21 protein-coding genes and 2 pseudogenes are annotated in these 25,012 nt (G+C 70.1%); 10 read left to right on the top strand and 13 right to left on the bottom strand.

Annotation, left to right across the window (positions count from 1 at the left end; translation table 11 throughout):
* Positions 1–4: 4 nt before the first annotated feature.
* The 5 genes from ASF22_RS12555 to ASF22_RS12575 form a co-directional block, all read right to left on the bottom strand.
* Positions 5–1,300, bottom strand: coding sequence for a YeeE/YedE thiosulfate transporter family protein (locus ASF22_RS12555; RefSeq protein ID WP_056264774.1), 1,296 nt, complete (start codon positions 1,298–1,300; stop codon positions 5–7).
* Complete coding sequence (locus ASF22_RS12560; RefSeq protein WP_244474284.1) at positions 1,297–2,184, bottom strand: sulfurtransferase; 888 nt, start codon at positions 2,182–2,184, stop codon at positions 1,297–1,299. The genes ASF22_RS12555 and ASF22_RS12560 overlap by 4 nt, the downstream gene beginning before the upstream one ends.
* Before the next feature lie 388 nt (positions 2,185–2,572).
* Positions 2,573–2,815: a hypothetical protein gene (locus tag ASF22_RS12565; protein ID WP_200927130.1), complete on the bottom strand. Its 243-nt coding sequence runs from the start codon at positions 2,813–2,815 to the stop codon at positions 2,573–2,575.
* Between the two features lie 76 nt (positions 2,816–2,891).
* On the bottom strand, positions 2,892–3,176 hold the full coding sequence (locus ASF22_RS12570; protein WP_244473754.1) for a hypothetical protein: 285 nt from the start codon (positions 3,174–3,176) through the stop codon (positions 2,892–2,894).
* Positions 3,177–3,308: 132 nt separating this feature from the next.
* A complete protein-coding gene (locus ASF22_RS12575; RefSeq protein ID WP_056264778.1) occupies positions 3,309–4,403 on the bottom strand; it encodes a spore photoproduct lyase family protein in 1,095 nt (364 codons plus the stop codon).
* Between the two features lie 262 nt (positions 4,404–4,665).
* On the opposite strand from ASF22_RS12575, the gene ASF22_RS12580 reads away from it, so the two are divergent.
* The 3 genes from ASF22_RS12580 (at position 4,666) to dinB (ending at position 8,466) form a co-directional block, all read left to right on the top strand.
* Complete coding sequence (locus tag ASF22_RS12580) at positions 4,666–5,928, top strand: DUF3829 domain-containing protein (protein WP_056264782.1); 1,263 nt, start codon at positions 4,666–4,668, stop codon at positions 5,926–5,928.
* Positions 5,929–5,975: 47 nt separating this feature from the next.
* On the top strand, positions 5,976–7,028 hold the full coding sequence (locus tag ASF22_RS12585; protein ID WP_056264786.1) for a zinc ribbon domain-containing protein: 1,053 nt from the start codon (positions 5,976–5,978) through the stop codon (positions 7,026–7,028).
* Between the two features lie 328 nt (positions 7,029–7,356).
* Positions 7,357–8,466 carry a DNA polymerase IV gene (dinB, locus tag ASF22_RS12590; protein WP_056171007.1) on the top strand — a complete coding sequence of 370 codons (1,110 nt, stop codon included), beginning with the start codon at positions 7,357–7,359 and terminating at the stop codon, positions 8,464–8,466.
* A gap of 10 nt (positions 8,467–8,476) precedes the next feature.
* Here the strand turns inward: dinB and ASF22_RS12595 are convergent, their stop codons facing one another.
* Positions 8,477–9,442 (bottom strand): aliphatic sulfonate ABC transporter substrate-binding protein, encoded by a 966-nt coding sequence (locus ASF22_RS12595; protein ID WP_056264789.1) that lies wholly within the window; start codon positions 9,440–9,442, stop codon positions 8,477–8,479.
* A gap of 40 nt (positions 9,443–9,482) precedes the next feature.
* Positions 9,483–9,725, bottom strand: a complete 243-nt coding sequence (locus tag ASF22_RS12600) for a hypothetical protein (protein WP_056171012.1) — start codon at positions 9,723–9,725, stop codon at positions 9,483–9,485.
* A 123-nt stretch (positions 9,726–9,848) separates the two neighbouring features.
* On the opposite strand from ASF22_RS12600, the gene ASF22_RS12605 reads away from it, so the two are divergent.
* Positions 9,849–10,076 carry a hypothetical protein gene (locus ASF22_RS12605; protein WP_056171013.1) on the top strand — a complete coding sequence of 76 codons (228 nt, stop codon included), beginning with the start codon at positions 9,849–9,851 and terminating at the stop codon, positions 10,074–10,076.
* 15 nt (positions 10,077–10,091) lie between these two features.
* On the opposite strand, the gene ASF22_RS12610 is transcribed toward ASF22_RS12605, so the two are convergent.
* A complete protein-coding gene (locus ASF22_RS12610; protein WP_056264792.1) occupies positions 10,092–11,825 on the bottom strand; it encodes a bifunctional protein-serine/threonine kinase/phosphatase in 1,734 nt (577 codons plus the stop codon).
* 150 nt (positions 11,826–11,975) lie between these two features.
* Positions 11,976–12,812, bottom strand: coding sequence for a formate/nitrite transporter family protein (locus ASF22_RS12615; RefSeq protein WP_056171018.1), 837 nt, complete (start codon positions 12,810–12,812; stop codon positions 11,976–11,978).
* Between the two features lie 384 nt (positions 12,813–13,196).
* Here ASF22_RS12615 and ASF22_RS12620 point away from each other — a divergent pair, with 384 nt between their 5' ends.
* The 3 genes from ASF22_RS12620 to ASF22_RS12630 all read left to right on the top strand — a co-directional run bounded on the left by ASF22_RS12620 (position 13,197) and on the right by ASF22_RS12630 (position 15,777).
* Positions 13,197–13,436 (top strand): hypothetical protein, encoded by a 240-nt coding sequence (locus ASF22_RS12620; protein ID WP_056171051.1) that lies wholly within the window; start codon positions 13,197–13,199, stop codon positions 13,434–13,436.
* Positions 13,437–13,558: 122 nt separating this feature from the next.
* Complete coding sequence (locus ASF22_RS12625) at positions 13,559–14,149, top strand: nitroreductase family protein (RefSeq protein WP_056171021.1); 591 nt, start codon at positions 13,559–13,561, stop codon at positions 14,147–14,149.
* 8 nt (positions 14,150–14,157) lie between these two features.
* Entirely contained in the window at positions 14,158–15,777 is a 1,620-nt protein-coding gene (locus ASF22_RS12630; protein WP_056264794.1) for an AMP-binding protein, read from the top strand.
* A gap of 126 nt (positions 15,778–15,903) precedes the next feature.
* Here ASF22_RS12630 and ASF22_RS12635 read toward each other — a convergent pair whose 3' ends face one another.
* Together ASF22_RS12635 and ASF22_RS12640 are read right to left on the bottom strand one after the other, a co-directional pair.
* Entirely contained in the window at positions 15,904–16,164 is a 261-nt protein-coding gene (locus ASF22_RS12635; RefSeq protein WP_056264797.1) for a hypothetical protein, read from the bottom strand.
* 254 nt (positions 16,165–16,418) lie between these two features.
* A complete protein-coding gene (locus ASF22_RS12640) occupies positions 16,419–18,059 on the bottom strand; it encodes a porin (RefSeq protein ID WP_244474275.1) in 1,641 nt (546 codons plus the stop codon).
* 829 nt (positions 18,060–18,888) lie between these two features.
* Here ASF22_RS12640 and ASF22_RS12645 point away from each other — a divergent pair.
* Positions 18,889–19,851: a helix-turn-helix domain-containing protein gene (locus ASF22_RS12645; RefSeq protein ID WP_056264801.1), complete on the top strand. Its 963-nt coding sequence runs from the start codon at positions 18,889–18,891 to the stop codon at positions 19,849–19,851.
* A 33-nt stretch (positions 19,852–19,884) separates the two neighbouring features.
* On the opposite strand, the gene ASF22_RS12650 is transcribed toward ASF22_RS12645, so the two are convergent.
* Positions 19,885–20,853, bottom strand: a complete 969-nt coding sequence (locus ASF22_RS12650; RefSeq protein ID WP_056264804.1) for a helix-turn-helix domain-containing protein — start codon at positions 20,851–20,853, stop codon at positions 19,885–19,887.
* A 424-nt stretch (positions 20,854–21,277) separates the two neighbouring features.
* On the opposite strand from ASF22_RS12650, the pseudogene ASF22_RS12655 reads away from it, so the two are divergent.
* Both ASF22_RS12655 and ASF22_RS12660 read left to right on the top strand, forming a co-directional pair.
* A pseudogene (locus ASF22_RS12655) lies at positions 21,278–22,388 on the top strand (transposase).
* A 493-nt stretch (positions 22,389–22,881) separates the two neighbouring features.
* Positions 22,882–23,244 carry an avidin/streptavidin family protein gene (locus ASF22_RS12660; protein ID WP_056384247.1) on the top strand — a complete coding sequence of 121 codons (363 nt, stop codon included), beginning with the start codon at positions 22,882–22,884 and terminating at the stop codon, positions 23,242–23,244.
* Positions 23,245–24,204: 960 nt separating this feature from the next.
* On the opposite strand, the pseudogene ASF22_RS24895 reads toward ASF22_RS12660, so the two are convergent.
* Positions 24,205–24,623, bottom strand: a pseudogene (locus ASF22_RS24895) (transposase); the annotation flags it as partial.
* Positions 24,624–25,012 lie beyond the last annotated feature (389 nt).

Here is a 25,012-nt window from a genome sequence, read left to right on the forward strand (position 1 = left end):
GCGTCTACGCCAGAAGACGTGCCCGTCGCCCGACCCACAGGGTGCCGGCCGCACCCGCAAATAGGGCGAGGCCGAACACCCAGCCGGAGACGGCGCCGGCCATGATCCCCGACAGCAGGGTGCCGACGCTGCAGCCGAGCCCGGTCATGGCGCCCCAGCCGAGGAGGAGCCCGCCGATGAGGCCGCGCCCGATCTGGCCCGGCGTCGGCAGGGCCGGGCGGAACTGGCCCGCCGCGAGGGCCGCCGCGAGGGAGGCCAGCACGAGGCCGCCGACGAACAGGCCGTTGGGCGTCAGCACCGCGTCCCGCACGGCCGTGGCGCAGCCCCGGAACGTATCGAGCCCCTCCAGGCGCTCGGGCAGCAGCCCGAAGGCCCCCGCCGCCTGCCGGCTGCGTCCGCCGATCTCGGCCGTGACCCCGAGGGGGCCGACCCGCAGGTAGGCGAGGGTCGCCAGCGCCCCCACCGCCAACCCGCCGAGCCAGACCGGCCAGCGGACGACGAACACCGCGTGCCAGGGGCTCGTTGGCGGCAGGTGGCTCTGCGGCAGGTGGCTCTGCGACAGGTGGCTCTGCGACAGGTGGCCCGGCGGCGCCACGGCTTCGGGCGCCGGCAGGCGGCGCAGCAGGAGCAGGGCGAGGGCGCCGAGCACCGCCAGGGCGGCGACGAGGCTCCCGGCGTAGCCGAGGTGGCGCGGCAGCCACAGGACCGGCGCCTCCGAGACGCTGACGAGGTAGAGCGGATTCCAGGTGGCGAACCCGAGGGCGAAGCCGAGGCCGGTGCCCAGCAGCGCGAACGGCGCCGTCGGCGAGCCTTCGCCCAGGCGGTAGAGATGCGCGCCGATGCAGGAGCCCGAGATCGCCATGCCGGCCCCGAACACCGCGCCGGCGAGCACGAGCACCGGTCCCACCGGGCCGATATGGGCGTCGGGCGGCAGGCGCGCGCCGGACGGGTCCGGCATCCAGGCGCCCAGCACCACGGTATAGCCGGCGATTCCCGCCGCGAGGGCGGCCAGGATGCCGAGCATCCCGCGCGGATCGCCTGTGACGAGGAGGTCGCGCCACTGGCAGTAGAAGCAGAAGCGGCTGCGCTGGAGCACGAAGCCGAACAGGGCGCCGAAGGTCAGGGACAGGGCGAGCCGCCCGCCCCCCGGTTCGCCCGCGAGGGTGTGGGCCGCAAGGGCGAGGCCGCCCGCGATGGCGAGCGCCCCGGCGACCCGCAGGGGGGCGCCCCCGTCCGTCCGGACGGAGGCGTTCGATGGGGCGGGCGGCGCAAGGGGGCGCGCCGCGACGCCGTCGCTCACTTGCCGCCCCAGACGGTCCCGGCGAGGTTCACCACGGGCACGCCGACGGTGTTGCCGTACTCGGTCCACGAGCCGTCGTAGTTGCGGGTCGGGTAGCCGAGGATGCGGCTGAGGACGAACCATGAGTGGCTGGAGCGCTCGCCGATGCGGCAGGAGGTGATGATCGGCTTGGTGCCGTCGATGCCGGCCGCCGCGTAGAGGGCCTTGAGTTCCGCCGGAGACTTGATCGTCCCGTCGGCGTTCACCGCTTTGGCCCAGGGCACGTTCACCGAACCGGGGATGTGGCCGGCGCGGATGGCGAGTTCCTGCACCCCGGCCGGGGCGATCACCTTGCCGCTGAACTCGTCGGGCGAGCGGATGTCGAGGATCTGTTCGTCGCGCTCGCGTTTGGCCACCGCCAGCACGTCGGCGAGGCGGGCGCGCAGAGCCGGCGAAGCCGGCGTGACGGCGAAGGCCGAGGCTGCGACCTCGGGGTTGCGGGTGTCGAGGGGGCGCTTCTCGGCCTCCCACTTCTTGCGTCCGCCATCGAGCAGCTTGACGTTGTCGGTCAGGCCGTACTGGGCGAACACCCAGGCGCCCCAGGCGGCGAACCAGTTGTTGTTGTCGCCGTAGAGCACCACGGTGGTGTCGCGGTCGATGCCCAGCCGCCGCACCAGGGCGGCGAACTTGTCCGGCCCGGCGATGTCGCGGCTCACGGTCTCGACGAGGTCCGTGTGCCAGGCGACGTTCTGGGCGCCGGGGATGTGCCCGCGCTCGAACACGCCCGGATCGACGCTGACCTCGACGATGCGGAGCTTCTTCGCCTCGAGGTTCTTCTCCAGCCATTCCGTGGAGACCAGGGGGCTCGCCGTAGACTGCGCGACGTTCGGTTGGGTCGCGGCCACGGGCTCCTGCGCGGCGACCCCGAACGCGGGTGTGAGCACGGTCAGGGCGAACGCGAACAGGCAGGCGGATTTTCGCAGCACGGGAGACACTCCGGGATCGCACACGCAGTCTCTCGAACCCCCCGGTGCGACCGGGAGATTCGAGACCTGCAAGGTCAGGATCGGCCTCGCCGCCGGACGCCTGATTTCGCGATGGGAGGATCACTGATCGGACCAGCAGTGCGGCGGCGAACCATCGACAATGTCGCCTTGCCGCATGCATCAAGTCAAAGGAATGCTGTTCTGTATTACGTTCGGGTGCAGCAAGTCTCTCGCCCCGAAACCCTTGGTTTCATGAAGGATTATCTTGGCGGCTCGAACGTGCGGCCGTTCGGGGAGCCAATCGCCCTCAGCGCTCGACCCGGAGGCTCCCGACGAAGCGCCGCGCGACCTCGCGCACGGCCTCGTCGTCGCGCTCGTCCGCCGGACCCTTGTCCCAGAGATGATCGAGGCTGCCTTCGAGATCGTCGAGCAGTTCGGGATGACGCTGGGCGAGGAACCGGATGGTTCCGAACAACAGGTGTTCGACGGCCATCTCGCGGCGTCGGGCGTCGATGATCTGCTGGGCGGGGTCGGCGCTGTGCTGGCTCATGGCGTTCCAACCGGCGGCCCCGGCCCCGGGTTCGACGGGCGGCCTCCCCCATGATGCCGCATGGCGTCCCGGGCGGTCAGGCCGTCATCTGGGGGGCGGGCTGGGATCGGCGTGAAGCCCCCCGTGGGAGCGCATCCCCGTGCGGGGGCACGAACGGCTGCACGAGGACGCGCCGGCCGCTGAGGTCGTGGACGCTGACGTACCAGGCGGACCAGTCCGTCTCCCCGTCGAGGCGGCCCATCAGGTCCTGCGCCACGCTTTCCGCCCAGCGGGTCACGCGGCCGGGTGCGCGGATGTCCTTGCCGACGGCGTCGAACACGAAGTCCGAGCCGTTCATCGCATGGAAGCGGTAGCGGGCCATGGAGGTCCCTCCCTGTCGTGATCGTGTCGGACAACGCACGAGTTCATGATATGTTCTTGTTATATGACGGGATTCGCCGCAGGCAAGCGGCGGCCTCCCGCAAAGCCGCGCGTTCCGGAAGAAAAGCCCGGGTCACGTCCAGTACAGGACCCGCGCCATGGGCAGGTGGCGCCCCAGCATCTCCGTAAGGGATGCGCGCAGGGTCCGCATGGTCTCGGCGGGGTAGACGTACTTGGTCGAGCCGAACTTCGTCAGCTTGCGGGTGCGCGCCGCCTCGTCGAGGTCGAGGTCGCTGCCCGGATACCAGTCGCGCAGGACGGTCTTCGAGCCGGGCGTGAACCGGTGGGTGATGAGCTCCGCCGTGAGATCGAGGTCGGGAATTCCGGCCAGCGCCGCGGCGATGCGGGCGAACAGATCGTCGTAGCCCGCCGGCCAGTCGGCGAAGGGCTGGATCGGCGCCACCGTGAGCCCGACGCGGTAGCCGTCGCGGGCGAGGCGCGCGAGCCCGTCGAGGCGGGCCTGGAGCGGGCTGGTGCCGCCCTCGAAGCGAATCAGCCCTTGGGCGTTCACCGACATGCGGACCCGCACCCGCCGTCCGTGCGGCAGGCCGATGAGGGGCGAGACGTCGCCGAACTTGCTGGTGAAGCGCAGCTGCACCGGCGCGTCCCAGCGCCCGAAGAACCGCACGGCCTCCGACAGGCTGCCGGTGAGGTGCTCGATGCCGAGGGGGTCGGCGTAGCAGGAGCCCTCGAAGGTGGTGCCCTCGTGCGCGCGCTCGGGCGACACGGAGGTGACGCCGCCGCTGCCGAGATGCGCCGGCAGCACGGCGAGGATCTCGTCGACGTTCGCGTAGACGCGGGTGATCGGCGGGCCGCTGAGCGAGCCGGCGAGGTAGCAGTACTGGCAATGGGCGTGGCAGCCCTCGGCGAGGTCGAAGCGCCAGTCGGCCGAGGGCGGGATCGGCTGCAGCCGGCGCTTGCTCGGGGGCGCCACCACCACCGCGAGGGTACCCTTGGCGGCGCGGTAGGCCGCGCGCGGGTCGTCGTGCTTCGGGGCGACCAGGCGATCGCCGGCGAGTTCGACCACCTCGGCGCCGAGGGCGGCGGCGCGCTCGGCGATGGCCCGGCCATGGGCGAACCCGCGGGCCGCGCGGGTGATGAGGACGCGCTGGGGCCGCCACAGGCGGGGCGGGGATGCGGCGGCGGGGGACGGCGAGGGGAGGGGCATGGTCGCGGCGCCTGCTGGGCAACCGCGCCCGCCCGCCGGCCGGGGCCGGCTCGGTCGAACGACGGTTCGTCCGGTACGGTGATGAGTCCCTTCGGGAGATAGGGATCGGCGACCGGATGGCGATGCCCCGCGCGTGCGACAGCTTGCGCAAGCGGGTCCGGGTCCGCATGACAGGCGAAGCCGCCCACCCCGGGCCCCCCGACCCCGGGCTCCCCCAATCCAAGGACCACGCATGCACGGACCCGGACGGACAAGCAGCCGCGTGGCCCGAACCGTGGCGGGCGCGCTGGCGATCCTGGCCGGCTTCGCGGCCCGGCCTGCGGCGGCCATCACGCCGGTCGACGTCGTGGGCGTGGAGAGCTGCGACGCCTTCCTCGACGCGTATGCGCGATGCGCCGCGAGCCCGGGCGTGCCCGAGGCGGCCCGGCCCGGCATTCGCCAAGGCATCAACACCCTGCGGGAGAGCTTCCGGAATGCCGTGGCGCGCGATGCGTCCGCCCGCCCGACGGTGGCGTATCAATGCGCCCAGGCCCACGAGGCCGTACGCCGGAGCCTGACCGAGGCGTTCCGGTGCGACTTCCCGGCCCTGGCCCCGGCCGCGCAGGCCCTGCTGCAGACCCCGCCCGCGCCGCCCTCCGGGCGGGCGCCGGCCCGTGCGCCCGCGCCCCCGAACCCCGAGGCTCAAGTCCTGGCCCAAGTCCTGGCCAAGGCCAATGCCTACACGGAGGTGCAGAACCACCTCGTCCGCTCCCACCCCCTGGAGCGGCAGCTCGCGGACTACCGCCGCGACAACGAGCGGGTCCTGAAGCTCGGGACCAAGCTCGGCGCCAACGCCTGGTACCATTTCGGCATCGTCGATTTCGACGGGGTCCTGGACGAACTGGACACGGCGATCGCGCTGCCCGGGACCGTGCCGGAGATCGACGCCGAGGCCGCGCGCCTGCGCGACGCCCTGCGCGCCCTCAACCCGACCCTGAAGGCCCTGACCCGCTACCAGACCACCCGCGAGTTCAAGGAGGACGGCTACCGCCTCGCCCGCGAGCAGCATCCGATCCTGGTGCCCCGCGTCGAGGCCGCCGCCAAGGCCATGGACGCCTACGGCACCGCCCTGTTCGAGCGCGAGATCGCCCGGGACGAGGCGCGCCTCGCCGCGCTCCCCGAGGACGCGCCCGCCCGCCGGCTCCTGTCCACCAGCCTCGCCCTGCGCCGGGCGGTGCGGCGGTTCGAGGCCCTGGGGCCGAAGGCCGACGTGGCGCCCTTCCTCGCCGCCCTCGCGGCGGTGTCGACGGCCAACGCGCAGCTCGGCGCGACCCTCGACGCCCTGAGCCCCAAGGCGAATTCGTCCTGCACCGGCTACACCGACACCGTCGCCCGCGTGATCGGGCACGGCCGCGACGTCGCCCGCGACATCCGCGCCAAGGGCGATCCGAGCCAGCCGGCCCAGCTCTTCGGCGAGACCTACAACCGCTCGGTCCGCGACCTCGAATCCTGCCACCGCAACGAGGCGCGCGTCCGGCCGGGTTAGAAACCCGGCCGGACGCGCATCCCCCACCAAACCCGCGAGGTCTCCCCATGCGTTCCGGTCGTCGCTTGTCCGAACGGTGGTTCAATTTCGTGCTGTGGCTCGTGGCCCTCGCCTTCGCGGTGTTCCTTATCGGCCTCGGCGCCCTCGTGGTCGGCGACCTGCCGCAGGTCGAGCACCGCTTCACCCTCGAACAGTTCCTCGACCGGGAGCAGGCCCGAGCCTCGACGGACGCCCTCAAGGCGATCCGCCGCGCGCAGGACGACGCCCGGCGGCAGGCCGAGCAGGCTCAGCTCGCCCTCGACGCCGCGCGCTCGGCCTCGGAGGCCGCCCGCGAGACCTTCGCCAACTGGCTGAAGACCCGCGACGCCACCCGGCGCGTCGACCAGGACCCGGCCCTCATCGCCCGCACGGAGGGGCTCGACGCCCTGAAGGCGGCCGAGCGCGCCGTGGAGGAGCGGCTCGAAGCCCTGAACCGCACCGCCCTCGACCTCTCCGAGCGCGAATCCGCGCAGGACGCCGTCGAGGCCGAGCTGCGGGGCGCGGCCCAAACAAAGCTCGACGCGGCCGAGCACGGCCAGGAGCTGCGGGTGTTCGGCTACCGCCTCGCCCTCACCCTGCCCCTGCTGGCACTCGCCGGATGGCTGCTCGCCCGGCGCCTCCACACCCGCAACTGGCCCTACGTCTGGGGCTTCGCCCTCGCCGCCGCCTTCGCGTTCTTCGTGGAGCTGGTGCCCTACCTGCCGAGCTACGGGGGCTACGTGCATTACGGCGTCGGGGTGATCGTGACGTTCCTCGTCGGCCGCACGGCGATCAACGCGCTCCACGCCTACAACGAGCGCCAAAAGGCGGCGGAAGCCCGCCCCGACGCCGAGCGCCGCACGGAGATCGCCACCGACCAGGCCCAACTCCGCCTCGCCAAGAAGGTCTGCCCCGGCTGTGAACGGCCCATCGACCTCGCCAACCCGGCCGCCAATTTCTGCCCGCATTGCGGCATCGGCGTCTTCGAACACTGCCCGGCCTGCGACCACCGCAAGAGCACCTTCGACCGGTTTTGTTATTCGTGTGGGACGGTGGGGTCGCCTGGACCGGCGCCGGTGTGATGTTTGGGGTGGAGGCGGTCGATTTTCCTGGATCGCGCGGCCGCGAAAAGTCCCAATCCTGAGAGTTATGGCGATCCCAGATGGGGCTTTGGCCTGATTCTTCTCAACCCCCTCATCCTGAGGTGCCGCGTCGGCGGCGTTGAAGGAGGGCTCCAAGGGTCGCTCTGGCTTTTGGAGCCCTCCTTCGAGGCTTATCCCTTCGCGATGAGCACCTCAGGATGAGGATGTGGGTCGGGGACCCCCGCGCCCCACCCTTGACCCCCGCCCCCCGATCCACAACAAGAGAACAAAGACCGAACAGTTCGCCGCGCCCGAGACGCGAGGGCCGATGTCGCGCGAGACCGAAGCCACGACCGACGCCAGCACCGCGCCCACCCGGAAGATCATCCACATCGACATGGATGCGTTCTACGCCTCCGTGGAGCAGCGCGACGATCCGGCTCTGCGGGGGCGGCCCCTGGCGGTGGGCGGGTCGCGGGAGCGCGGCGTCGTCGCGGCGGCGAGCTACGAGGCGCGGGTGTTCGGCGTGCGCTCGGCGATGCCCTCGGTGACGGCCCGGCGGCTCTGCCCCGACCTCGTCTTCGTCAAGCCGCGCTTCGACGTCTACAAGGCGGTGTCGGCCGAGATCCAGGCGGTGTTCTCCGAGCACACGCCCATCGTCGAGCCGGTCTCCCTCGACGAGGCCTATCTCGACGTGACCGAGAACCTCCGGGGGCTGCCCACCGCGACCGCGGTCGCCCGGGCCATCCGGGCCGAGATCCTGGCCCGCACCGGCCTCGTCGCCTCGGCGGGGGTCTCGTACAACAAGTTCCTGGCCAAGGTCGCGTCCGACTACCGCAAGCCCGACGCCCTTTTCGTCATCACCCCCGCCATGGGCCCGGCCTTCGTCGAGGCCCTGCCCATCGGGCGCTTCCACGGGGTCGGCCCGGTGACGGAGGCCAAGATGAAGCGCCTCGGCATCCTCACGGGCGGCGACCTCCGGGCGCGCTCGCTCGCCGAACTCCAAGCCGTGTTCGGCAGCGCGAGCGGGTATTACCACGGCGTCGCCCGGGGCATCGACGAGCGCCCCGTGCGGGCGCACCGCATCCGCAAGTCGGTGGGGGCCGAGACCACGTTTTCGGAGGACACCACCGCGTTCGACGTGCTGGCCGAGCGGCTTCAGCCGCTCCTCGACAAGGTCTGGACCACCTGCGCGGGCAAGGGCGTCGCCGGCCGCACCGTGACCCTGAAGCTGAAGTTCTCGGATTTCGAACAGATCACCCGGGCGCGCTCCCTCGGCGCGCCGGTCGCCAGCCGCGAGGCAATGGCGCAGGTCAGCCTCGGCCTCCTGCGCGACGTGTTCCCCCTGCGCCGCAGCGTGCGGCTGATCGGGGTGTCGCTCTCGGGCCTCGACACCGGCGCGGGCGAGGCCCCGCGCCAGCTCGGCCTCGCCGTGTGAGGCCCCCCGCCTACCGGGCCGGCGGCTGCCAGATGGCGAGGGCGGAGGCGTCGACGGGGCGGGGCAGCAGGCCCTCGGCCCGGAAGGCGTCGGCGATCTTTTGCTGCTCCCCCAGGGCCGCCCGGGTGACGGGCTCGACCCGGTAGCTGCGGCGGGCGTTGGCGCGCACGATCACGTCGGCGTCGATCTTCCACAGGGGCGCCAAGCGGGCGGCGGCGGCCTCCGGCTCGGCCTTCACGAAGGTGCCGGTCTCGGCGAGCTTGGCGAACAGGATGCCGAGGACGTCGCCGGATTTGACCACGTAATCGTCGGCCGCGAGGTAGTAGCGCGTGTAGAGCGACAGGCCGGCGCCGTCGCGCAGGACCCGCGCGCCCGATTGCTGGCGGGCCGCCGACAGGAACGGGTCCCACGCCACCCAGGCCTCGACGCCGCCGCTCGCCAAGGCCGCGCGGCCGTCGGCGGGGGTGAGGTAGGCGGGGGTGATGGCCTTGAACGAGAGGCCGGCTTCGGCGAGCGCCGCCAGCAGCAGGTAGTGGCTGCCCGAGCCCTTGGTCACGGCGACCCGCCGGCCCTTGAGGTCGGCCACGGATGTGAGCGGCGAATCCCCCGGCACCAGGATCGCCTGGGCCTCGGGCGAGGGCGCCTCCTGGGCGATGTAGGTGATCTTGGCCCCCGCCGCCTGGGCGAAGAGCGGCACCGTGTCGGCGACATCCGCCGAGACGTCGATCTGCCCGGCGTTGAGGGCCTCCATGATCGGCAGGCCGCTGGTGAACTCGTGCCAGGACACCGTGACGCCCGCCGGCTTGAGGGCGGTCTCCAGGCCGGCATCCTGGCGCAGCAGGGCGATGAGGGTCGAGGAGCGCTGGTAGCCGATGCGCAGGGTCCGGTCGGCGGCCTCGGCGGGCCCGAGGCCGAGGGAGGCGATGCCAAGGGAGAGCACGGCGGCCCGCAGGGCGGATTTCAGGGAACGATGCATGGGTGCCTCGCAAGGGGGGAAGGGGTGAGGAGGGTGGGGCTCAGCGCAGCGGGATGTCGCGCGGCGGGCGCAGGCCTTCGCCGCCCCGGTCCCGGCGCGGGCGCGGCCGGGCCGCCTCGGGCGGCCGCGAGGGGTAGTTCGACGCGAACGGGTTCGGCGGCACGGTGTCGGGGGCCGGCGCGCGCCCGCGGCCCTGCGCTCCGGCGGGTCCACTCGCGGGTCCGCACACCGAGCCGCAGGCCAGCCCCGCGAGGATCAGGGCACGAAAGGCGGACAGGCGCATGGGCGGACCTCGGGGGCGAACGGCGACGACGGCTTGGACCCCATACCCCGGCCGCCCATATGGGGCGAGGCCCCGCGGGACGTCGCACGCGCGACAGCGAGGATCCGGGACAGGAGACGCCGCATGGAGCCCCACACCTTCGAGCAGGACGGCGTGACCTACGAGGTCCGCTTCACCCGCGAGGCCGAGGCCTGGATCGCCCGGATCCGCCGGGCCGGCGAGGCGACGGCGCAGATCGTCGCCTTCCCGCACGGGCGCGGCTACGATTCCGACGACGTCCGCGCCTCCCTCATCGCCGGCTGCGAAGCGGCGGTGCCGAACCTCCCCTGGGCGGCCGTCACCCGGCATTAGGGGGCGGAGATGGGCTCAGGCCCGGTGGGCCAGCAGCCAGACCACCGCGACGGCCAGGGCCAGGGCGACGAGCTTCCAGAACAGGACGGGGTCGCGCTCCAGCAGGGCCGCCGGCCGCAGGCCCGGCAGGGCGGCGTTCGGGGCACGCAGGTCCGCCACGAAGGCCGAGGCGGCGTCGTAGCGCAGCGCCGGGTTCGGATGCACGGCCTTGCGCAGGGCGGCGTCGACGAAGGGCGGCAGCCCGGCGCGGGCGGCGGCGACGGAGACGTAGTTCAGCCGCCGCCCGCGCGCCTCCGTGACGGCCTGCGCCGCCTTGGCGCCGTAGGGCAGGCGCCCGGTGAGCATCTGGTAGGCGATGACGCCCACGGAGAACAGGTCCGAGGCCGGCGTCGCCGGGTGGCCCGCGAGGCACTCGGGCGCCGTGTACTGGATCGTGCCGAGGGCCGGTTCGCCCGCTTCCGAATCCTCGGCGATGCCGGCGACCCGCGTCGAGCCGAAATCGATGAGGCGCACGGTGCCGGCCGCGTCGAGGAGGATGTTGGCGGGGCGCAGGTCGCCGTGCACCATCTCGCGCCGGTGGAACGCCTGCAGCCCGCGGGCGATCTGCTCGACGAGGCCGCGCACGGTTTCGAGGCCCGGCGTGGGGTTGTCCCGCAGCCATTGCGCCAGTGTCTGGCCTTCGACGTAGTCCATCACCGTGTAGAGGTGGCTGCGGGGGCGGGTCTGCACGGGGGCCGTCAGCACGTGCGGGCTGTCGATGCGCCGGGCGATCCACTCTTCCATCACCATCCGGCGCAAACCCGCGGGATCGCCGTGCAGGTCCGTCGAGGGCATCTTGAGGGCGACCTGCGCGCCGGTCTCCCCGTCGAGGGCGAGGTAGACGTGGCTGCGGTGGCTCGCGTGCAGAGTGCGCAGCACCTGGTAGCCGTCGAACAGGGCCGGCGGGTCGAGGAGCGGGGCCGGGGGCAGGTCCGCGCTCCGGCCGAGATGCTCGGCCGGATCGCCGTCGGGCAGGGCGTCGATGCGCACGATCTGGACGGTGAGGTTGTCGCCGCTGCCGTTCTCGTAGGCACGCCTGACGATCGCTTGGGCGGCCCGGTCGAGATCGTCGCCGTGCCGGGCCACCTCCGCCGCCATGGCCTCGGGCCGCACGTGCTCGTGCACGCCGTCGGTGGTCAGGAGGAAGACGTCGCCGCGCTCGAGGCCGACCCGGCGATGGTCGATCTCCACGTGGGCGGCGGCGCCCAGCGCCCGGCCGAGATAGGATTCGGTGGCCGACAGGACCACGCGGTGGTCCTCGGTGAGGTCTTCGAGGGAGCGCCCCGACACCCGCGACACGCGGGCGTCGCCGACGTGGAAGATGTGGGCCGTGCGCGACCGGAGCACGAGGGCGCTGAAGGTGGTGACGTAGCCCCGGTCCCGGCCGCCCTCGGGGTCGTGCCGGTGGCGGTTGCGCCGGGTCTCGGCGTGGAGCCACGAATTGGTGGCCGCGATGACGCGCTGCGCCGAGGTCTTCACCGACCAGGTGTCGGGGGTGTCGTAATAGTCCGACAGGAAGCTCTTGACCGCCGTCTCGCTGGCGATGTGGCTGACGGGGCTGCTGCCGATCCCGTCCGCGATGGCGAGGACGGCGCCCTTGAGGGCGAGGGCGGGGCGCCCGGGGAGGGCAGCCCCGTGGAAATCCTGGTTGGTCTCCTTGCGGCCGCGTTCGCTGTGCTGGCCGAGGGAGAGCGTCAGGTCCTGGGGCATCGTCCGGGAATCATCGAGGAACGGTGGGCCGGGCCCCGCGCTGCGAGGCCCGGACGGTCGTGCCGGATTCGGTGTCTCTCATAAAACTCCCGCTGCACCGAAGGGCTCGGCGTGAGAACCGGTCGTGACCGGGAGTATTGTGAGGCACGCTCAGGCCGCGTGGCGGCGCTCGATCCCGACCACGTTCCGCTTCGGGGCGGTGCGGACGTGGGTGGTGTAGAGGGTGAGGCCCGTGAACGCGAGGCCGCCGACGAGGTTGCCCAGGACCGTCGGGATCTCGTTCCAGACGAGGTAGTCCATGATCGAGAAGTGGCCGCCCATGAGCAGGCCGAACGGGAACAGGAACATGTTCACCACGGAATGCTCGAAGGTCATGTAGAAGAACAGCATGATCGGCATCCACATGGCGATCACCTTGCCGCTGACCGTGGTCGAGATCATCGCGCCGACGACGCCCGTCGAGACCATCCAGTTGCACAGCATCCCGCGGATGAAGATCGTGAACCAGCCCCCCGTGCCGTGCGCGGCGTAGCCGACGGTGCGGCGCTCGCCGATGCCCGCGATGAAGGTGCCGACCTGATCGGGCGGCGCGGTGAAGCCGAAGGTGAACACGAAGCCCATCATCAGGGCGACGGTGAGCGCACCGAGGAAGTTGCCGACGAACACGAGGCCCCAGTTGCGCAGCACGCCGCGCCAAGTGACGCCCGGGCGGCGGTCCAGCAGGGCCAGGGGCGCGAGCACGAACACGCCCGTGAGCAGGTCGAAGCCGAGCAGGTAGAGCATGCAGAAGCCGACGGGGAACAGGGCCGCGCCGAGGATGGGGATGCCGGTCTGCTGGGTGATGGTGACGGCGAAGACGGCGGCCAGCGCCAGGATCGCCCCGGCCATGTAGGCGCGGATCACGGTGTCGCGGGTCGACATGAAGACTTTGGATTCGCCGGCGTCCACCATCTTGGTGACGAACTCCGCGGGCGCGAGATAGGCCATTGCTTGTCCTTCTTCTAGTTCGAGGCTCCTGCGGGGCCGCCGGATTCGTCGCGAACGATCCGGCCCGCCACCACGCGTCGTTGCGCGGCTCGCAGAGGGCACCGGGCGGTCCATGGGACGCGCCCGACGCCTGTCGAAATTCGACAAGGCAAGATTCGCGCCTTTTGAATACACGCTCCGATGGGGCAGCTTCGACGGCTCCGCCGGTGGGGTTGGGCTCCGTGACTCCGACGGAGTTCGCGAATCCGCCGTGTGAATCCGGCCACCCGGACGGCGAAGGCCCTCGCCGAAACCCGAAGCGCCGGCTACCCGCCGGGAAAGGCCCGACCGGGAACCACCCGCGGCCCGCATCGGTTCGCCCCCGACAACACGAGGACCAATCCCATGACGGACGTCACCTATCGCATCGTCGAGCACGACGGCGGCTACGCCTACAAGGTCGGCGACGTGTTCTCCGAGACCTTCCCGAGCCACGACGAGGCGCTCCAGGCGGCCCAGGCCGCGGCGGCCGAGCAGCAGGTGCCGGGCTCGACCGAAGGCATCCGCTATCAGGACGGCGCGGGCGCCTGGCACGACGAGACGGCGCAGGGCAACGACCGCCCCGTCGCGAAGGTCGTCGAATAGGCCGCTCCTCGATCGGACTCTCCGCGGAGTCCTTGGACCAAAGGCTACGGGGCCGGGGTTTGCACCCGGCCCCCATCCGGTGCAAAGGCGAAACGGCGCTCCCCGCGCCCCGGAGTTTTGCCGTGAATCCGCGCCAGCCCGACCATGCCATCGATCCCCTGTTCACCGAGCGCTGGTCGCCGCGCGCCTTCACCGGCGAGGCGGTGCCGGAATCCGAATTGCTGCGGATGTTCGAGGCCGCGCGCTGGGCGCCGTCCTCCTACAATTCCCAGCCCTGGCGCTTCCTCTATGCCCTGCGCGACACGCCTCATTGGGCGCCGTTCCTCGACCTCCTCGTGCCGGGCAACCAGAAATGGGCGAAGGATGCGGGGGCGCTGGTCATCCTCGTGTCGAACACGCACATGAAGGTCGGCGATGTCCTGAAGCCCACGCCGAGCCATTCCCTGGACACCGGCGCGGCCTCGGCCAACTTCCAGCTCCAGGCCATCCGCCAGGGCTGGCACGTCCACGGCATGGGCGGGTTCGACAAGCCCCGCACCGCGACCCTGCTCGCCGTGCCGGAGGGCAACCACGTCGAGGCGGCCTACGCGGTCGGCCGCGCCAAGCCTCGCGAAGACCTCACCGAGGAGGAGCGCGAGAAGGAGGTGCCGAACGGGCGCCGCCCCATCGGCGACTTCATCCATGCGGGCGGCTTCCCCGGCCACAAGCTCTGAACCCAGCCATGCTGGCGCCCGCCTCCGACTATGCCGGCCTCGTCGCGGGCTTTTCCTGGGACATTCCCGCCCGGTACAACATGGGCGTGGAGGTCTGCGACGTCTGGGGGACGCGCGAGCCGGACCGGCCCGCCATCCTGGCGGTCACGGCGGCGGGCGTCGCCACCACCACGTTCGGCACCCTGAAGGCGGAGTCCGACCGCCTCGCCGCGGCCCTGCGCCGACGCGGCGTCGGGCCGGGCGACCGGGTGGCGGTGCTCCTGCCGCAATCGGCCGCCGTGGTGGTGGCGCATGCCGCCGCCTACAAGCTCGGCGCCATCGCGCTGCCGCTGGCTGGCCTGTTCGGCCCCGACGCGCTCGCCTACCGCCTCGCCGATTCCGGCGCCCGGGCGCTGATCACCGACGCGGCGGGCCTCGCCAAGGTCGCGCCCCTGCGCGCCGGATTGCCGGGCCTCGACCTCGTCCTCAGCCTCGACGGCGCCGGCGAGGGGGCGCTCGCCTATGCCGACCTGCTCGCCGACGCATCGGACGCGACATTCACCCCCGTGGACACCGGGCCCGACGATCCGGCCCTGATGATCTACACCTCCGGCACCACGGGGCAGGCCAAGGGCGCCCTCCACGGACACCGGGTGCTGCTCGGCCACATGCCGGGCTTCCTGATGATGCACGACTTCCCGCCGCGCCCCGGCGACCGCCTGTGGACGCCGTCCGACTGGGCCTGGGCCGGCGGCCTCCTCAACGCCACCCTGCCGGCCCTGCGCCTCGGCGTGCCCGTGGTGGCGCAGCCGGCGGCGCGGTTCGAGCCCGAGGCGGCGTTCCGGCTCATGGCGGAACACGCCGTCACCACCGCGTTCCTGCCGCCCACCGCCCTGAAGATGCTGCGCACGGTGCCGGATCCGCGCGGCCGCTTCGACCTGTCGAAGCTCCGCAACATCGCCTCGGCCGGCGAGGCGCTGGGCCCCGAGACCTACGCTTGGGCGCAAGGTGCCCTCGGCCTCACCATCGGTGAGGCCTACGGCCAGACGGAGTGCAACCTCGTGCTCGCCGCCTGCCCCTCGGCCGGCGTGGCGCGGCCCGGCTCCACCGGGCGGCCCGTGCCCGGCCACCGGGTGACGATCCGGCGCCCCGACGGCACCGAATGCGACGCCGACGAGCCCGGCGAGATCTGCATCGCGCGGCCCGACCCGGTGATGTTCCTGCGGTACTGGAACCAGGCCGAGGCGACGGCGAGCAAGTTTCGCGGCGATTGGATGCTGACCGGCGACACGGCGCGGCGGGATGCAGACGGCTATGTCCACTTCGTCGGACGCGAGGACGACCTCATCACGTCCGCCGCCTACCGCATCGGCCCAACCGAGATCGAGGATTGCCTGAGCCGCCACCCCGCCGTGGCGATGGCGGCGGCGGTGGGCCGGCCCGATCCCCTGCGCACGGAGATCGTGAAGGCCTACGTGGTGCTGCGCGAAGGCTTTTCCCCCTCCGAGGCCCTGGCGACCGAGATCCAGGCCTTCGTCCGCACCCGGCTCTCGGCCCACGAGTATCCGCGCCTGCTCGAATTCCGCGATCACCTGCCGATGACCACCACGGGCAAGATCATCCGCCGGCAGCTGCGCGACGAAGCGTAAGGCGGCCCACGCGAAGACGGCCGCGAGTTCTCCCACGGCCGTCCGGTCCTAGCGCTCTCGTCCTATCGCTCTTGTCCTATCGCTCTTGCGCGATCAAGCGGGGTCCGCGTACGGCAACCCGTTCATTCAGCAGGACGAGCCGCCCGCGGTCTGGCCGTACTGCATCACCGGGCGGGTCTGCTGGTTGGCGTTGCCGTCGGCGGCCGAGCTCACGGGGCAGCCGAGGAAGGTCGGGCCGCGCTCGTCGACGTACAGGGAGCCGGTGGTCTCGGGTGCGTAGGGCGAATACGACATGAAGCGCGACTGTCCGTCATGGGCCAGCGCCGGCGACATCGCGGCGGCACCCAGAGCAACGGCGGCGACGAGGGCGGAAAGACGCGTCTTCATTTGAGTTCCAGGCTCCCGGTCAAGAACAGACCCGATGTCCGTCTCGATTGTGCTTGCTCAACAAGCACAGGGGTGCCCGGTTCCGGCAGCGTGTGCTGGACCGCACATGGACAAGACTGGCCTGCGGGACGCGCCCCGGAACTCCCGCCTCATACCAAATCCGGTTGATCGCTTCGCAATGCGGATTTGGGCTTCGCTCAGGCGCCGCGCGGGCTGCCTGATACTGTCCCCGAATGGATCATCCGGAGACAGTATCAGAAGTCCCGCTGCACCCGGGCCCGGACCTGGACGGCGTCGACGCTGGAGATGGTCGCGACGGGGTTGGCCGGGTTGTCGACGAAGGCGGCGTTCTGGGCCGGGAACCGGCTGAGGTCGAGGACGCGCCCGGATTGCATGCCGTAGCGGGTGTAGATCGCCTCGACGCCGATATCGAATTCCTTGACGGGGGACCAGATCAGGTTGGCGCCGACGACGAAGCGGTAGGAATCCCGCAGCACTTGGTTCAGTTCGAAGAACCGCGTGCCGGGCAGGCCCGGCCCGGTGCCGGTCACGCCCGAGGCGAGGCCTTGCGCGGCGCGCGCGCCCGGCGCGAACGTCATGGCGCCGTAGGAACCGAAGGCCGCCGAGCGCACGGACGGCGTCCAGTAATGCAGCAGGGCCGCCGTCACCGAGACGCTCGTGGAGAGTTCGAGGCGATTGGTGAGCGGGTTCAGCACCGCGTCGTTGAGGAACTGGGTGAACGGCGCGCCCTGGATCGCCGTCGCCGATTGGGCGTAGGGGCCGACATAGGCCGGCAGGCCGGTGTAGAGGGCGGTGCCCTCGCCGTAGGCGACCTGGAGATAGACCGTGTCGCCGGGGGCGAGTGCGGCCAGGTTGACCTTCACGCCGCCCTGCACGGCCCAGCCATAGGCCGAGGGCGCGCGGCCGGCGTCGCGGCTGTTGAAAGCGGTGGCGGGCGCGCCCAGATGGGTGCCGAGATAGGCGTCGCGGGCGAGCACGCCGGGGCTGACCTCGTGCAGGGCGGCGGAGCCCTGCAGCGCTCCCCAGGTGTCGTCGTAGCGCAGCACGCCGACGAGGTCGGGCACGCGGCTGCGCTGGGCCGACTCGACGAAGCCGATGCCCGTGGGCGTGCCGTCCGGGTTCGCCCCGACGAAGACCGGCGACACGGCCCGGGGCGCGAACCCGCCGTCGAGGCCCGGCACCAGGGGCCGGGCGTTCTGGGTCGAATAGACCGCCGTCTGGCGGAAATGCGGATCCTCCACCGACAGGGTGGTGGAGAAGCCCCGGCCGAGCTTCGCCGTGTAGGCCGCGAGGTTGGTCGACGGGATGTTCGAGCCCATGGACGCGACGATGAACTCGAAATCGTGGGCGTAGAAGTCGAAGAACGACGAGGCCCGCCCGGCGGTGAGGCCGGAGAACTGCACGAAGGCCTTGTCCAGGGCCACCTGCTGCTGGACCCGGCCGGCGGTGTCGACGCCGGTGGCCGGGAACGCGTTGCCGATCCGGTTGAACGCCCCGGCATGCATGGTGGCGAACCCGGTCCGGCTCCCGACATCGATGCGGGTGAAGCCGCGCAGGGCCCCGTAATCGGTCTGGGTCCGGGCGTCGAAGTTGATGCGGGCGCGGGCCTGGTAGCCGCTGATGTCGCCGGCCGAATTGCGGCTGTAGGCGTTCTGGAAGGCATACTCGAACCGCGCCCGGCCGGAGACCCGCAGGCAGGTGTCCGTGCCCGGAATGACGAAGAACCCCGTCCCGGGGGTCGGGCAGATCCGGACATGCGCGTCCGTGCCCGTCCTGCCCTCGTCCGTTTCCCGGCCCGGCCGCTCCGCCGCCGCCGCCGGGACCCCGATCATCCCCACCACGCCCGCGAGCAGGCTCGTTCGTACGCGTGTCATGCCCTGTCCCGTGCGGTCCAACCCAAGACGGTCTGCAACCCAAGACGGTCTGCAATCCAAGACGGGTCATAGGATCGTCGCGCGCCCCGGCCTCGTGAAGGCCGATTCCACGATCTGGCCATGCGACGGCAAAGGAGTTAGATGCGTTGCGAGGCTAAATCAATCCGATCGATGCCCTATCGATTTGCAAAGAATCGGCTGAATGGGGAAGAATATTTCTTATGATCGCGCTTCTGTCGTGCGGGATTAATTCGATGCGTGAGACGTGAACTATTGTAGCCTCGACGCAGTGTGGCTGTGCTTGTGGGGTGGTGTCGCGTACGGGGTCGCCTGGCCTCGGCTCCACCGGCCTCGGATCGATCGGAGACCTGCCGCGCGGCTGTCCCGGCGCGGGCGTGCGTGGCTTCGGGCCGGCCCGGGGCCGGTCCTCCCGGCGGGTTCGCGGGCTGCTCCTCCGGTCTCCGGCCCGGGAAGGATCGCCCCTGTGCAGGTGCGGATCGATTTTTATGATGCGGGGAAGATCACGATCCCCTAGTGATCAGCTTCCGCATGAATCTGGACTCAATTTCTGATACATAAGTTCGATGACGCGCAACTTTCGCCGCGATGATGATTTAACGAGATCCGGTCCAATAGCGGCGAGCGATCCGTGTGTCCTTCGGCCGTGGGCCGGAGGAACGTCTTGTCCGTGCCGCAATCATCGGCCGGGCGTCCGCCGGTGGTTTGGGGGCGGTCGGTGCTATCGTCGGCTGGCCGCTCGATTGGATATCGTCCGCGCGGCGAAGGATTCTCAGTACCGTGTTCGGGAATTTTCCGGAATGACGTGTTGATGCGGACGGTGCTCACGACGGAAACCATCGCGCCGCATCTGAGGTTTCGGCTGTGGCAGGAGATGCTCCTCGACCGCATCGGTCCGGTCGAGCAGAAACAGATCGACGATCGGCCGTTCCAGGGACGGATCGAGACCGCCGATGTCGGGGACATTCGGATCACCCGGGTCGCCGAGAGCGGGCTGCGGACCGAGGTGACGCCGGCGACGCTGCGACGGCGGGACGACGCCGGGACGGTGTTCGTCCTGATCCAGCTCGCGGGCCGGTCGAAGAGTTCGCAGGATGGCCGCGACGCGGTGCAGGGGCCCGGCGACATCATGGTGCTCGGCGGGCGACCCAACGTCCACCTGTCGAGCCACACGGATCGGTCGCTCGTCCTGGAGTTGCCGCGGGAGCGCCTCGAAGACTTTCTCGGCCCGACGAAGGTCTACACGGCTTTTCCGGTCGGGCCGACATCGCCGGGCGCCCTGCTGGCCGCGAATTTCTTCCAAGGCCTGTCGGAGATGACCGACGATCTCGCCCCCGAGACGGCCGGTCGCCTCTCCAAGATCGGCGTCGATCTCATCGTGGCGAGCCTGGCCGAACGTCTCGCACAGGAATTGCCGCAGGATCTCTACGGCACCGTCATCATCCAGCGCGCCAAGGCCTACGTGGAGGAGAATCTCGCGGATCCGACCCTCGACCCCCGCCAGCTCGCCGCCGCGATGGGCCTCTCCCTGCGCCGGCTGCAGGAGCTGTTCCACAAGCAGGGGCAGCACATCTCGGACTGGATCTGGGAGCGCCGGCTCAGGGCCGCCGGACAGCGCCTGAGCGATTCCGCCTGCGGCCACCTCGCCATCGCGGTGATCGCGTATGGCTGCGGTTTCTCCAATTCCGCCCATTTCAGCCGTCGCTTCAAGGACCGCTTCGGCCTGACGCCGCGCGAGTATCGCTCCGCCGCCCTGGGGGTCCCGACCCCGTGAGGCCCCGGCGCGGCCCGCAAGGCCCGTCGCGTACTAGGACGGGGGCTGCCGTCGCGCCGCCGCGCGCCTGTACGCGCTCGGGGACAGGTCGTAGCGCTCTTTGAAGCGACGCGAGAAATGGGCCTGGTCCGCAAAACCGCAACCGTAGGCGATGCCCCCGATCGACACCGGAAGGCCGCCCGGATCGCTCAAGCGGGCCGCGGCCACCTCCAGGCGGCGTTGCCAGATCCAGTCGGAGATGTTGCGGCCGCGCTCGTGAAACAACTCCTGGAGTCGCCGGAGGGATACGCCCATGGCCAGCGCCAGCTCCGCCGGCGTCAAGGTCTGCTCTCCGAGATGCGCCTCGACATACGCCTTCGCGCGTTGAACCAGGACCGTTCCGTAGAGGGGCTTCGGCGTTTCGAGGGCCATGCGTTCGGCGATGCTGGCCACCAGGAGATCGACACCGATGGAGGACATCCGCGCCGCCGTATCGGGCGTGAGCGTGTGTTGCAGGGTGATCAATTGCTTGAAGAAGCTGACCGCGAGGGTCGTGCTGGCCAAGCCGGCATCGATCCTGAGGGCGCTGTAGAGGATCGCGGGTCCGAGCAGGTTCTCGATGCGATCGCGATTGATCTCGACCACGAGCGACTGGGTCGGCGCTTTGAAATCCAGGCGAACCGGCTGCGATCGGTCGACGATGACGATGTCGCCCGGGTTGTGGATCAGGGACCGGTCGTTCTGCGCGCTCGCCGCTGTCCCGGATAAGCGTATCGTCGCCGAGAGGGTATGCTGCTTGCCGTGCCGCCTGATGTTCGTCGGCGTCACGTCCGTCGTCAGGGCTCCGAACGTCGATCGGGTGATGAGGACACCCCCCATGTCCGCCGCTTCGAGCGTGCCCTCGAACGGACCGTCCCCACTCTTCCGGGCCTCGCTCGGGATCAGGCGCTCGTAGGAAACGTCGCGCCAGAGGTCGAATTTGCGATGGAGCGGGACGTTCTTCGTCGTGACCAAGAGCTTCATGCCCGGGCTCCACAGCCGTTTTCCGATCCAAGACTAGCCCGTGTCCCGCGCCGGGAAAACGCGGGTCGGTCGATGCTCGTGCGCCGACTGCGACGGCCTTGTTGAGCTACGAGATCGATTCGATGGAACGACGGCGGTCGGATGGATCCGCTCCCACCGTCGAGTCCCTCCGAGATCGGCAGGCTTTTTTGGGATCGGCAGGCTTTTTTGGGATCGGGATGCCCCTCGGGGATCGGAGCGGCTCCCGGCCGAGAGGGGCGCGCACGGAGGCTGGTCCACGCGCGTCCGGACGATGACCGTATGTCCGACCTCGCGCACCGGCAGCGTTGGTCCATCCGCTCGTGGACCGAACCGTCGGTTCTCGCCCCTGGCTGTGTCAAAACGCCGATGATGGTAGCTTTCTGCTGGTCGACCGGAGGCTGGCATGGGACGGTTTGTTGTCGGTGCCGAGCGCGATCAGACGACGCTGTTTCCGCCGTGTCTTGAAGACTGGATCGCCGAGAACAACCCTGTCCGCGTGGTCGATGCCTTCGTGGATGCGCTGGGTCTTGGTGCGCTCGGCTTCGCGGGCGTCGATGCGGCACGGATGGGACGACCGGGCTACCATCCCGCAGCCCTCCTGAAGCTCTATGTCTACGGCTATCTCCACCGGGTCCCGTCGAGCCGGCGTCCGGAGCGCAAAGCGGGCCGCAACGTCGAGGTCATGTGGCTGACGGGTCAGCTGTCGCCCGATCACAAGGCCATTGCCGAGTGCCGCCGTCAGAACGGACCGACCATCGGGCGTTCCTGTGCCCGTTTCGTCGCCTTGTGCCGCGAGATGGGCCTTCTGACGGGAACGCGCGTCGCGATCGACGGCTCGAAGTTCAAGGCGGTCAACAACCGCGACCGCAATTTCACACAAGGCAAGCTCGACCGGCGTCGCAGCAGATCGAGGAGAGCGTGTCGCGCTACCTCTCGCAGCTCGACACGGCCGATCGTCAGGATCCCACACCTGAACTGGCCGCCAAGGTGGTGCGGCTGAAGGAGAAGATCGCTCGCCTCGGGCAGGAGATGAAGCGGTTGGCCAGCCTGGAGGAGCAGGTGAAGGCGGCGCCCGACCGGCAGATCTCGCTGACCGATCCCGACGCGCGATCGATGGCAACCAGCGGGCGCGGGTCGGGCATGCCCACCGTTGCACCACGGTGGAGAAGGGTCTGACGCTGCATCGTCACTGGACGAATGCTTGCTCGGCCTGCCCGATGAAGACGGACTGTACGACGGGCAAGGAGCGCCGGGTGACGCGCTGGGAGCACGAGGACGTGCTGGAGACGGTGCAGCGCCGCTTGGACGGCGACCCGCTGGCCATGCGGGTCCGGCGCGAGACGGTCGAGCATCCCTTCGGCACGCTCAAAGCGCGGATGGGGGCCACGCACTTCCTGACCAAGACGCTGCCGCGCGTCTCGACCGAGATGGCGCTCCAGGTCCTGGCCTACAATCTGACGCGGGTTCTCGACATCATGGGAAGCTGGAAGCTCCTGGCGGCGATCCCCACCTGAGCGGGGGCTTGGATCGCTCGCCGAAGAGGCCGAGAGACCGCCCAGGAAACCTTTTCCACCAGGAACTGGCCGTCTCCCGACCGTAAGAACCTGTTCGACGCGATGAACAGCCCGTTCTCGCGAGACCGGGACGTCTCCCGATCGCAAAAGCCCCAATCCCCGAGTTTTGAAACGGCCTGGACCAGACCGAGATGAAGGATTGGACTTGTTGATCGTGAGCGACACAGCGCTTGCCCACGACACCAGCCTGGCACGGATCGCGGGGACCGGCGAACCGGAGTGAGACTACAGCGTTCGATAATGGTCTCGGCTTTGCTCGCTTCCTCGGCTGGCTACCGAGGCGCGCAGCGGTCGATGGACGCTCCCCCGGTTCGGCATGGTATCGGCGTCTCTTGGTTTCCAACGCAAAGCCTGCGCGACTTTGCTATCTTGGCTTGTGGTCGATCATGCTGGTCGACGGAGAAAGGGGAGCGAGATGCCATAAGAAATGGCTTTGGCACGAGCGACGGCAAGGACGGGAACCTCGGTCGATTTCGCGGGGACGTGGGTGAACGAAGTGGGTTCGGAAGTCGTCCTTGTTCAGACGAACGATGCGCTTTCCGGCACATATGAGAGCGCCGTCAGCAGCGGAGGTATAAAGACCGCCGGTACCCTCGTCGGCTATGTCGATGGAGACTTGATCGCCTTCACCGTGCACTGGGAGGCCTTTCAGGCGATCACTTCCTGGGTGGGGCAGCTTCTTCCGAACGCGTCAAGGGAGACAATCAAGACGCTTTGGCAGATGACCAAGCAGGTCGACTCCTGCGAGGAATGGGCATCGATCAACGCGGGATCGGACACCTTCACTCGCAGATGACCGTTGCCGGGATCCGGGCGGTGTTCAGGCGCCGCACATCTTATCAGGAGCCTGTTTGAGGTCCTCCGCCGGTCGTCCCCATCTGTCTCGTGCGCAAACACGACGTCCGCCTGGCGGGGTGGAGTGGAGAGCAGATGTGGGTGGACCCACATCGGACGCGTCACGAGACGTGCCTGAAGGACATATCGCCCGGCATCTGCGGACGGGTGGCGCCCGGCGAGGGTTGCCGGCTGGCTTTCCACCCTGGCGCACGGTCTATGGCTGGTTCCGGCGCTGGACCGACAAAGGCCTGTTCGAGGCGCTGATGCGGGCTCTCGCCCGCCGCCAGCGACGGCGCTGCGGACGCCGCCCGGAGCCGCGGCTGGCGATCGTCGACACCCAAAGCGTCAAGTGCCTCGGTGTGCGCGGGCGGCGCGGCTACGATGGGGCCAAGAGCGGTGCCAAGAGTGGGGGGGCCAAGAGTGGTGCCACCGGCACGCCATGCGCCATCGCGTCGTCAAGAAGCAGCCGGACCAGAAGAGCTTCGTCGTGCGGGAGCGCCGCCGGGTGGTCGAGCGCAGCTTCGGCTGGATGAGCCATCGGGGCGGCTTGCACCGCGAGCGCGCCGGTCGGCCCGATGTCGCAACAGGGCGTCTTGCCTGCGCCGCCAGCCTCATGGCCGCCAACGCCCTCAACAATCCAGCCTGACAATAAGACCTCAAACAGGCTCAGAGGTGAAATATTCTCGTTTAAAACAACCCTAGAGAAATTTTTGCGGGCGTGCGGGTGAGCTCTCGGAACATCCAAGCCCATGCGAACCGAGCCCGATGCGAACCGAGCCCATCGGAGACGGAAGCGGGAGCGGAGACTCCGGGCCGGTCGCGCGACGTGGGTGCCTGGCCTCGCGCCGTGGACCGGTCGGCCCCGATCCGTCGGTTCGAAATCGCCGCGCCCAGCTGCGAGAGCCGTTCCCGCCCATGCAGCGACGGCCAAGTCGCATTCGTGCCAGGCGGCGGCGATGGAGTTTCGATACTCTTGGGGCGTGAAGCGGCCGAACGCCTTGCCGATGTCTGCCTGGCGGTCGGGGACGGTGCGGGCCGCCGCGCTGCGCCGCAGGGCCTTGAGCTCGGCGAACGTCGGCTCGATCGGATCGAGGTCCGGGTTGCAGGCGGGCAGGGCGCGGATCCGTGCGCCGGCCGCCTCGCTGGCCTCACGTACGCCGACCACCTCGTGGATGTTCAGGTTGTCGAGGATGACGGTATCGTCCGGCTTCAGCACCGGAACCAGCGTGTCGGTCGTTAAGCGCGGAAGTGCGCGCCGTTCGTGGACCCGTCGAACAGGGCGATGGCGGTGGGACCGCTGCTGCGCAAAGCGGCGGTGACGGTAATGGTCTTGTCGTGATGGGATGGTCGCCCCGACGGCGTCGATGGGCCGAAGTGGTGGTGGTGTGAACCACCCGAGGGCGGCGTCCGTGCCAGGGGTCGGCACCATCGGCCTGGATCTGGCCAAGAAGGTCTCATGACGGCATCGAGCACGCCTCCGCCCGTCAACGCATCACCCGTAATACCCTCGGGCACGGCTCTAGGGACCGCCCCCGCTCCTGTCGTTGGCATGCGGATATCGTATTCAGGGCAGCCGCCAGCGTGTCCGATGCCGCAGCGCTCTCTTTCGGAGGGCGATACGGGCCTCCGCCCGACCAATATCATGACCGGACCGAGACTTCGCATGCGAGAAGCGCTTGCTTGTTGCATTCGATACCGAACCGATAGATGCAGTTTAGCCGAGCCAT

Source organism: Methylobacterium sp. Leaf87 (assembly GCF_001422775.1).
Taxonomy (GTDB): Bacteria; Pseudomonadota; Alphaproteobacteria; order Rhizobiales; family Beijerinckiaceae; genus Methylobacterium.

What these genes read in the sequence shown, in the direction of transcription:
- ASF22_RS12565 (WP_200927130.1), bottom strand. Translation starts at nt 2,815, where the DNA reads ATGAGCCAGCACAGCGCCGACCCCGCCCAGCAGATCATCGACGCCCGA.
- ASF22_RS12570 (WP_244473754.1), bottom strand. Translation starts at nt 3,176, where the DNA reads ATGGCCCGCTACCGCTTCCATGCGATGAACGGCTCGGACTTCGTGTTC.
- ASF22_RS12575 (WP_056264778.1), bottom strand. Translation starts at nt 4,403, where the DNA reads ATGCCCCTCCCCTCGCCGTCCCCCGCCGCCGCATCCCCGCCCCGCCTG.
- ASF22_RS12585 (WP_056264786.1), top strand. Translation starts at nt 5,976, where the DNA reads ATGCGTTCCGGTCGTCGCTTGTCCGAACGGTGGTTCAATTTCGTGCTG.
- dinB (WP_056171007.1), top strand. Translation starts at nt 7,357, where the DNA reads ATGTCGCGCGAGACCGAAGCCACGACCGACGCCAGCACCGCGCCCACC.
- ASF22_RS12595 (WP_056264789.1), bottom strand. Translation starts at nt 9,442, where the DNA reads ATGCATCGTTCCCTGAAATCCGCCCTGCGGGCCGCCGTGCTCTCCCTT.
- ASF22_RS12600 (WP_056171012.1), bottom strand. Translation starts at nt 9,725, where the DNA reads ATGCGCCTGTCCGCCTTTCGTGCCCTGATCCTCGCGGGGCTGGCCTGC.
- ASF22_RS12605 (WP_056171013.1), top strand. Translation starts at nt 9,849, where the DNA reads ATGGAGCCCCACACCTTCGAGCAGGACGGCGTGACCTACGAGGTCCGC.
- ASF22_RS12610 (WP_056264792.1), bottom strand. Translation starts at nt 11,825, where the DNA reads ATGCCCCAGGACCTGACGCTCTCCCTCGGCCAGCACAGCGAACGCGGC.
- ASF22_RS12615 (WP_056171018.1), bottom strand. Translation starts at nt 12,812, where the DNA reads ATGGCCTATCTCGCGCCCGCGGAGTTCGTCACCAAGATGGTGGACGCC.
- ASF22_RS12620 (WP_056171051.1), top strand. Translation starts at nt 13,197, where the DNA reads ATGACGGACGTCACCTATCGCATCGTCGAGCACGACGGCGGCTACGCC.
- ASF22_RS12630 (WP_056264794.1), top strand. Translation starts at nt 14,158, where the DNA reads ATGCTGGCGCCCGCCTCCGACTATGCCGGCCTCGTCGCGGGCTTTTCC.
- ASF22_RS12635 (WP_056264797.1), bottom strand. Translation starts at nt 16,164, where the DNA reads ATGAAGACGCGTCTTTCCGCCCTCGTCGCCGCCGTTGCTCTGGGTGCC.
- ASF22_RS12640 (WP_244474275.1), bottom strand. Translation starts at nt 18,059, where the DNA reads ATGACACGCGTACGAACGAGCCTGCTCGCGGGCGTGGTGGGGATGATC.
- ASF22_RS12645 (WP_056264801.1), top strand. Translation starts at nt 18,889, where the DNA reads ATGCGGACGGTGCTCACGACGGAAACCATCGCGCCGCATCTGAGGTTT.
- ASF22_RS12650 (WP_056264804.1), bottom strand. Translation starts at nt 20,853, where the DNA reads ATGAAGCTCTTGGTCACGACGAAGAACGTCCCGCTCCATCGCAAATTC.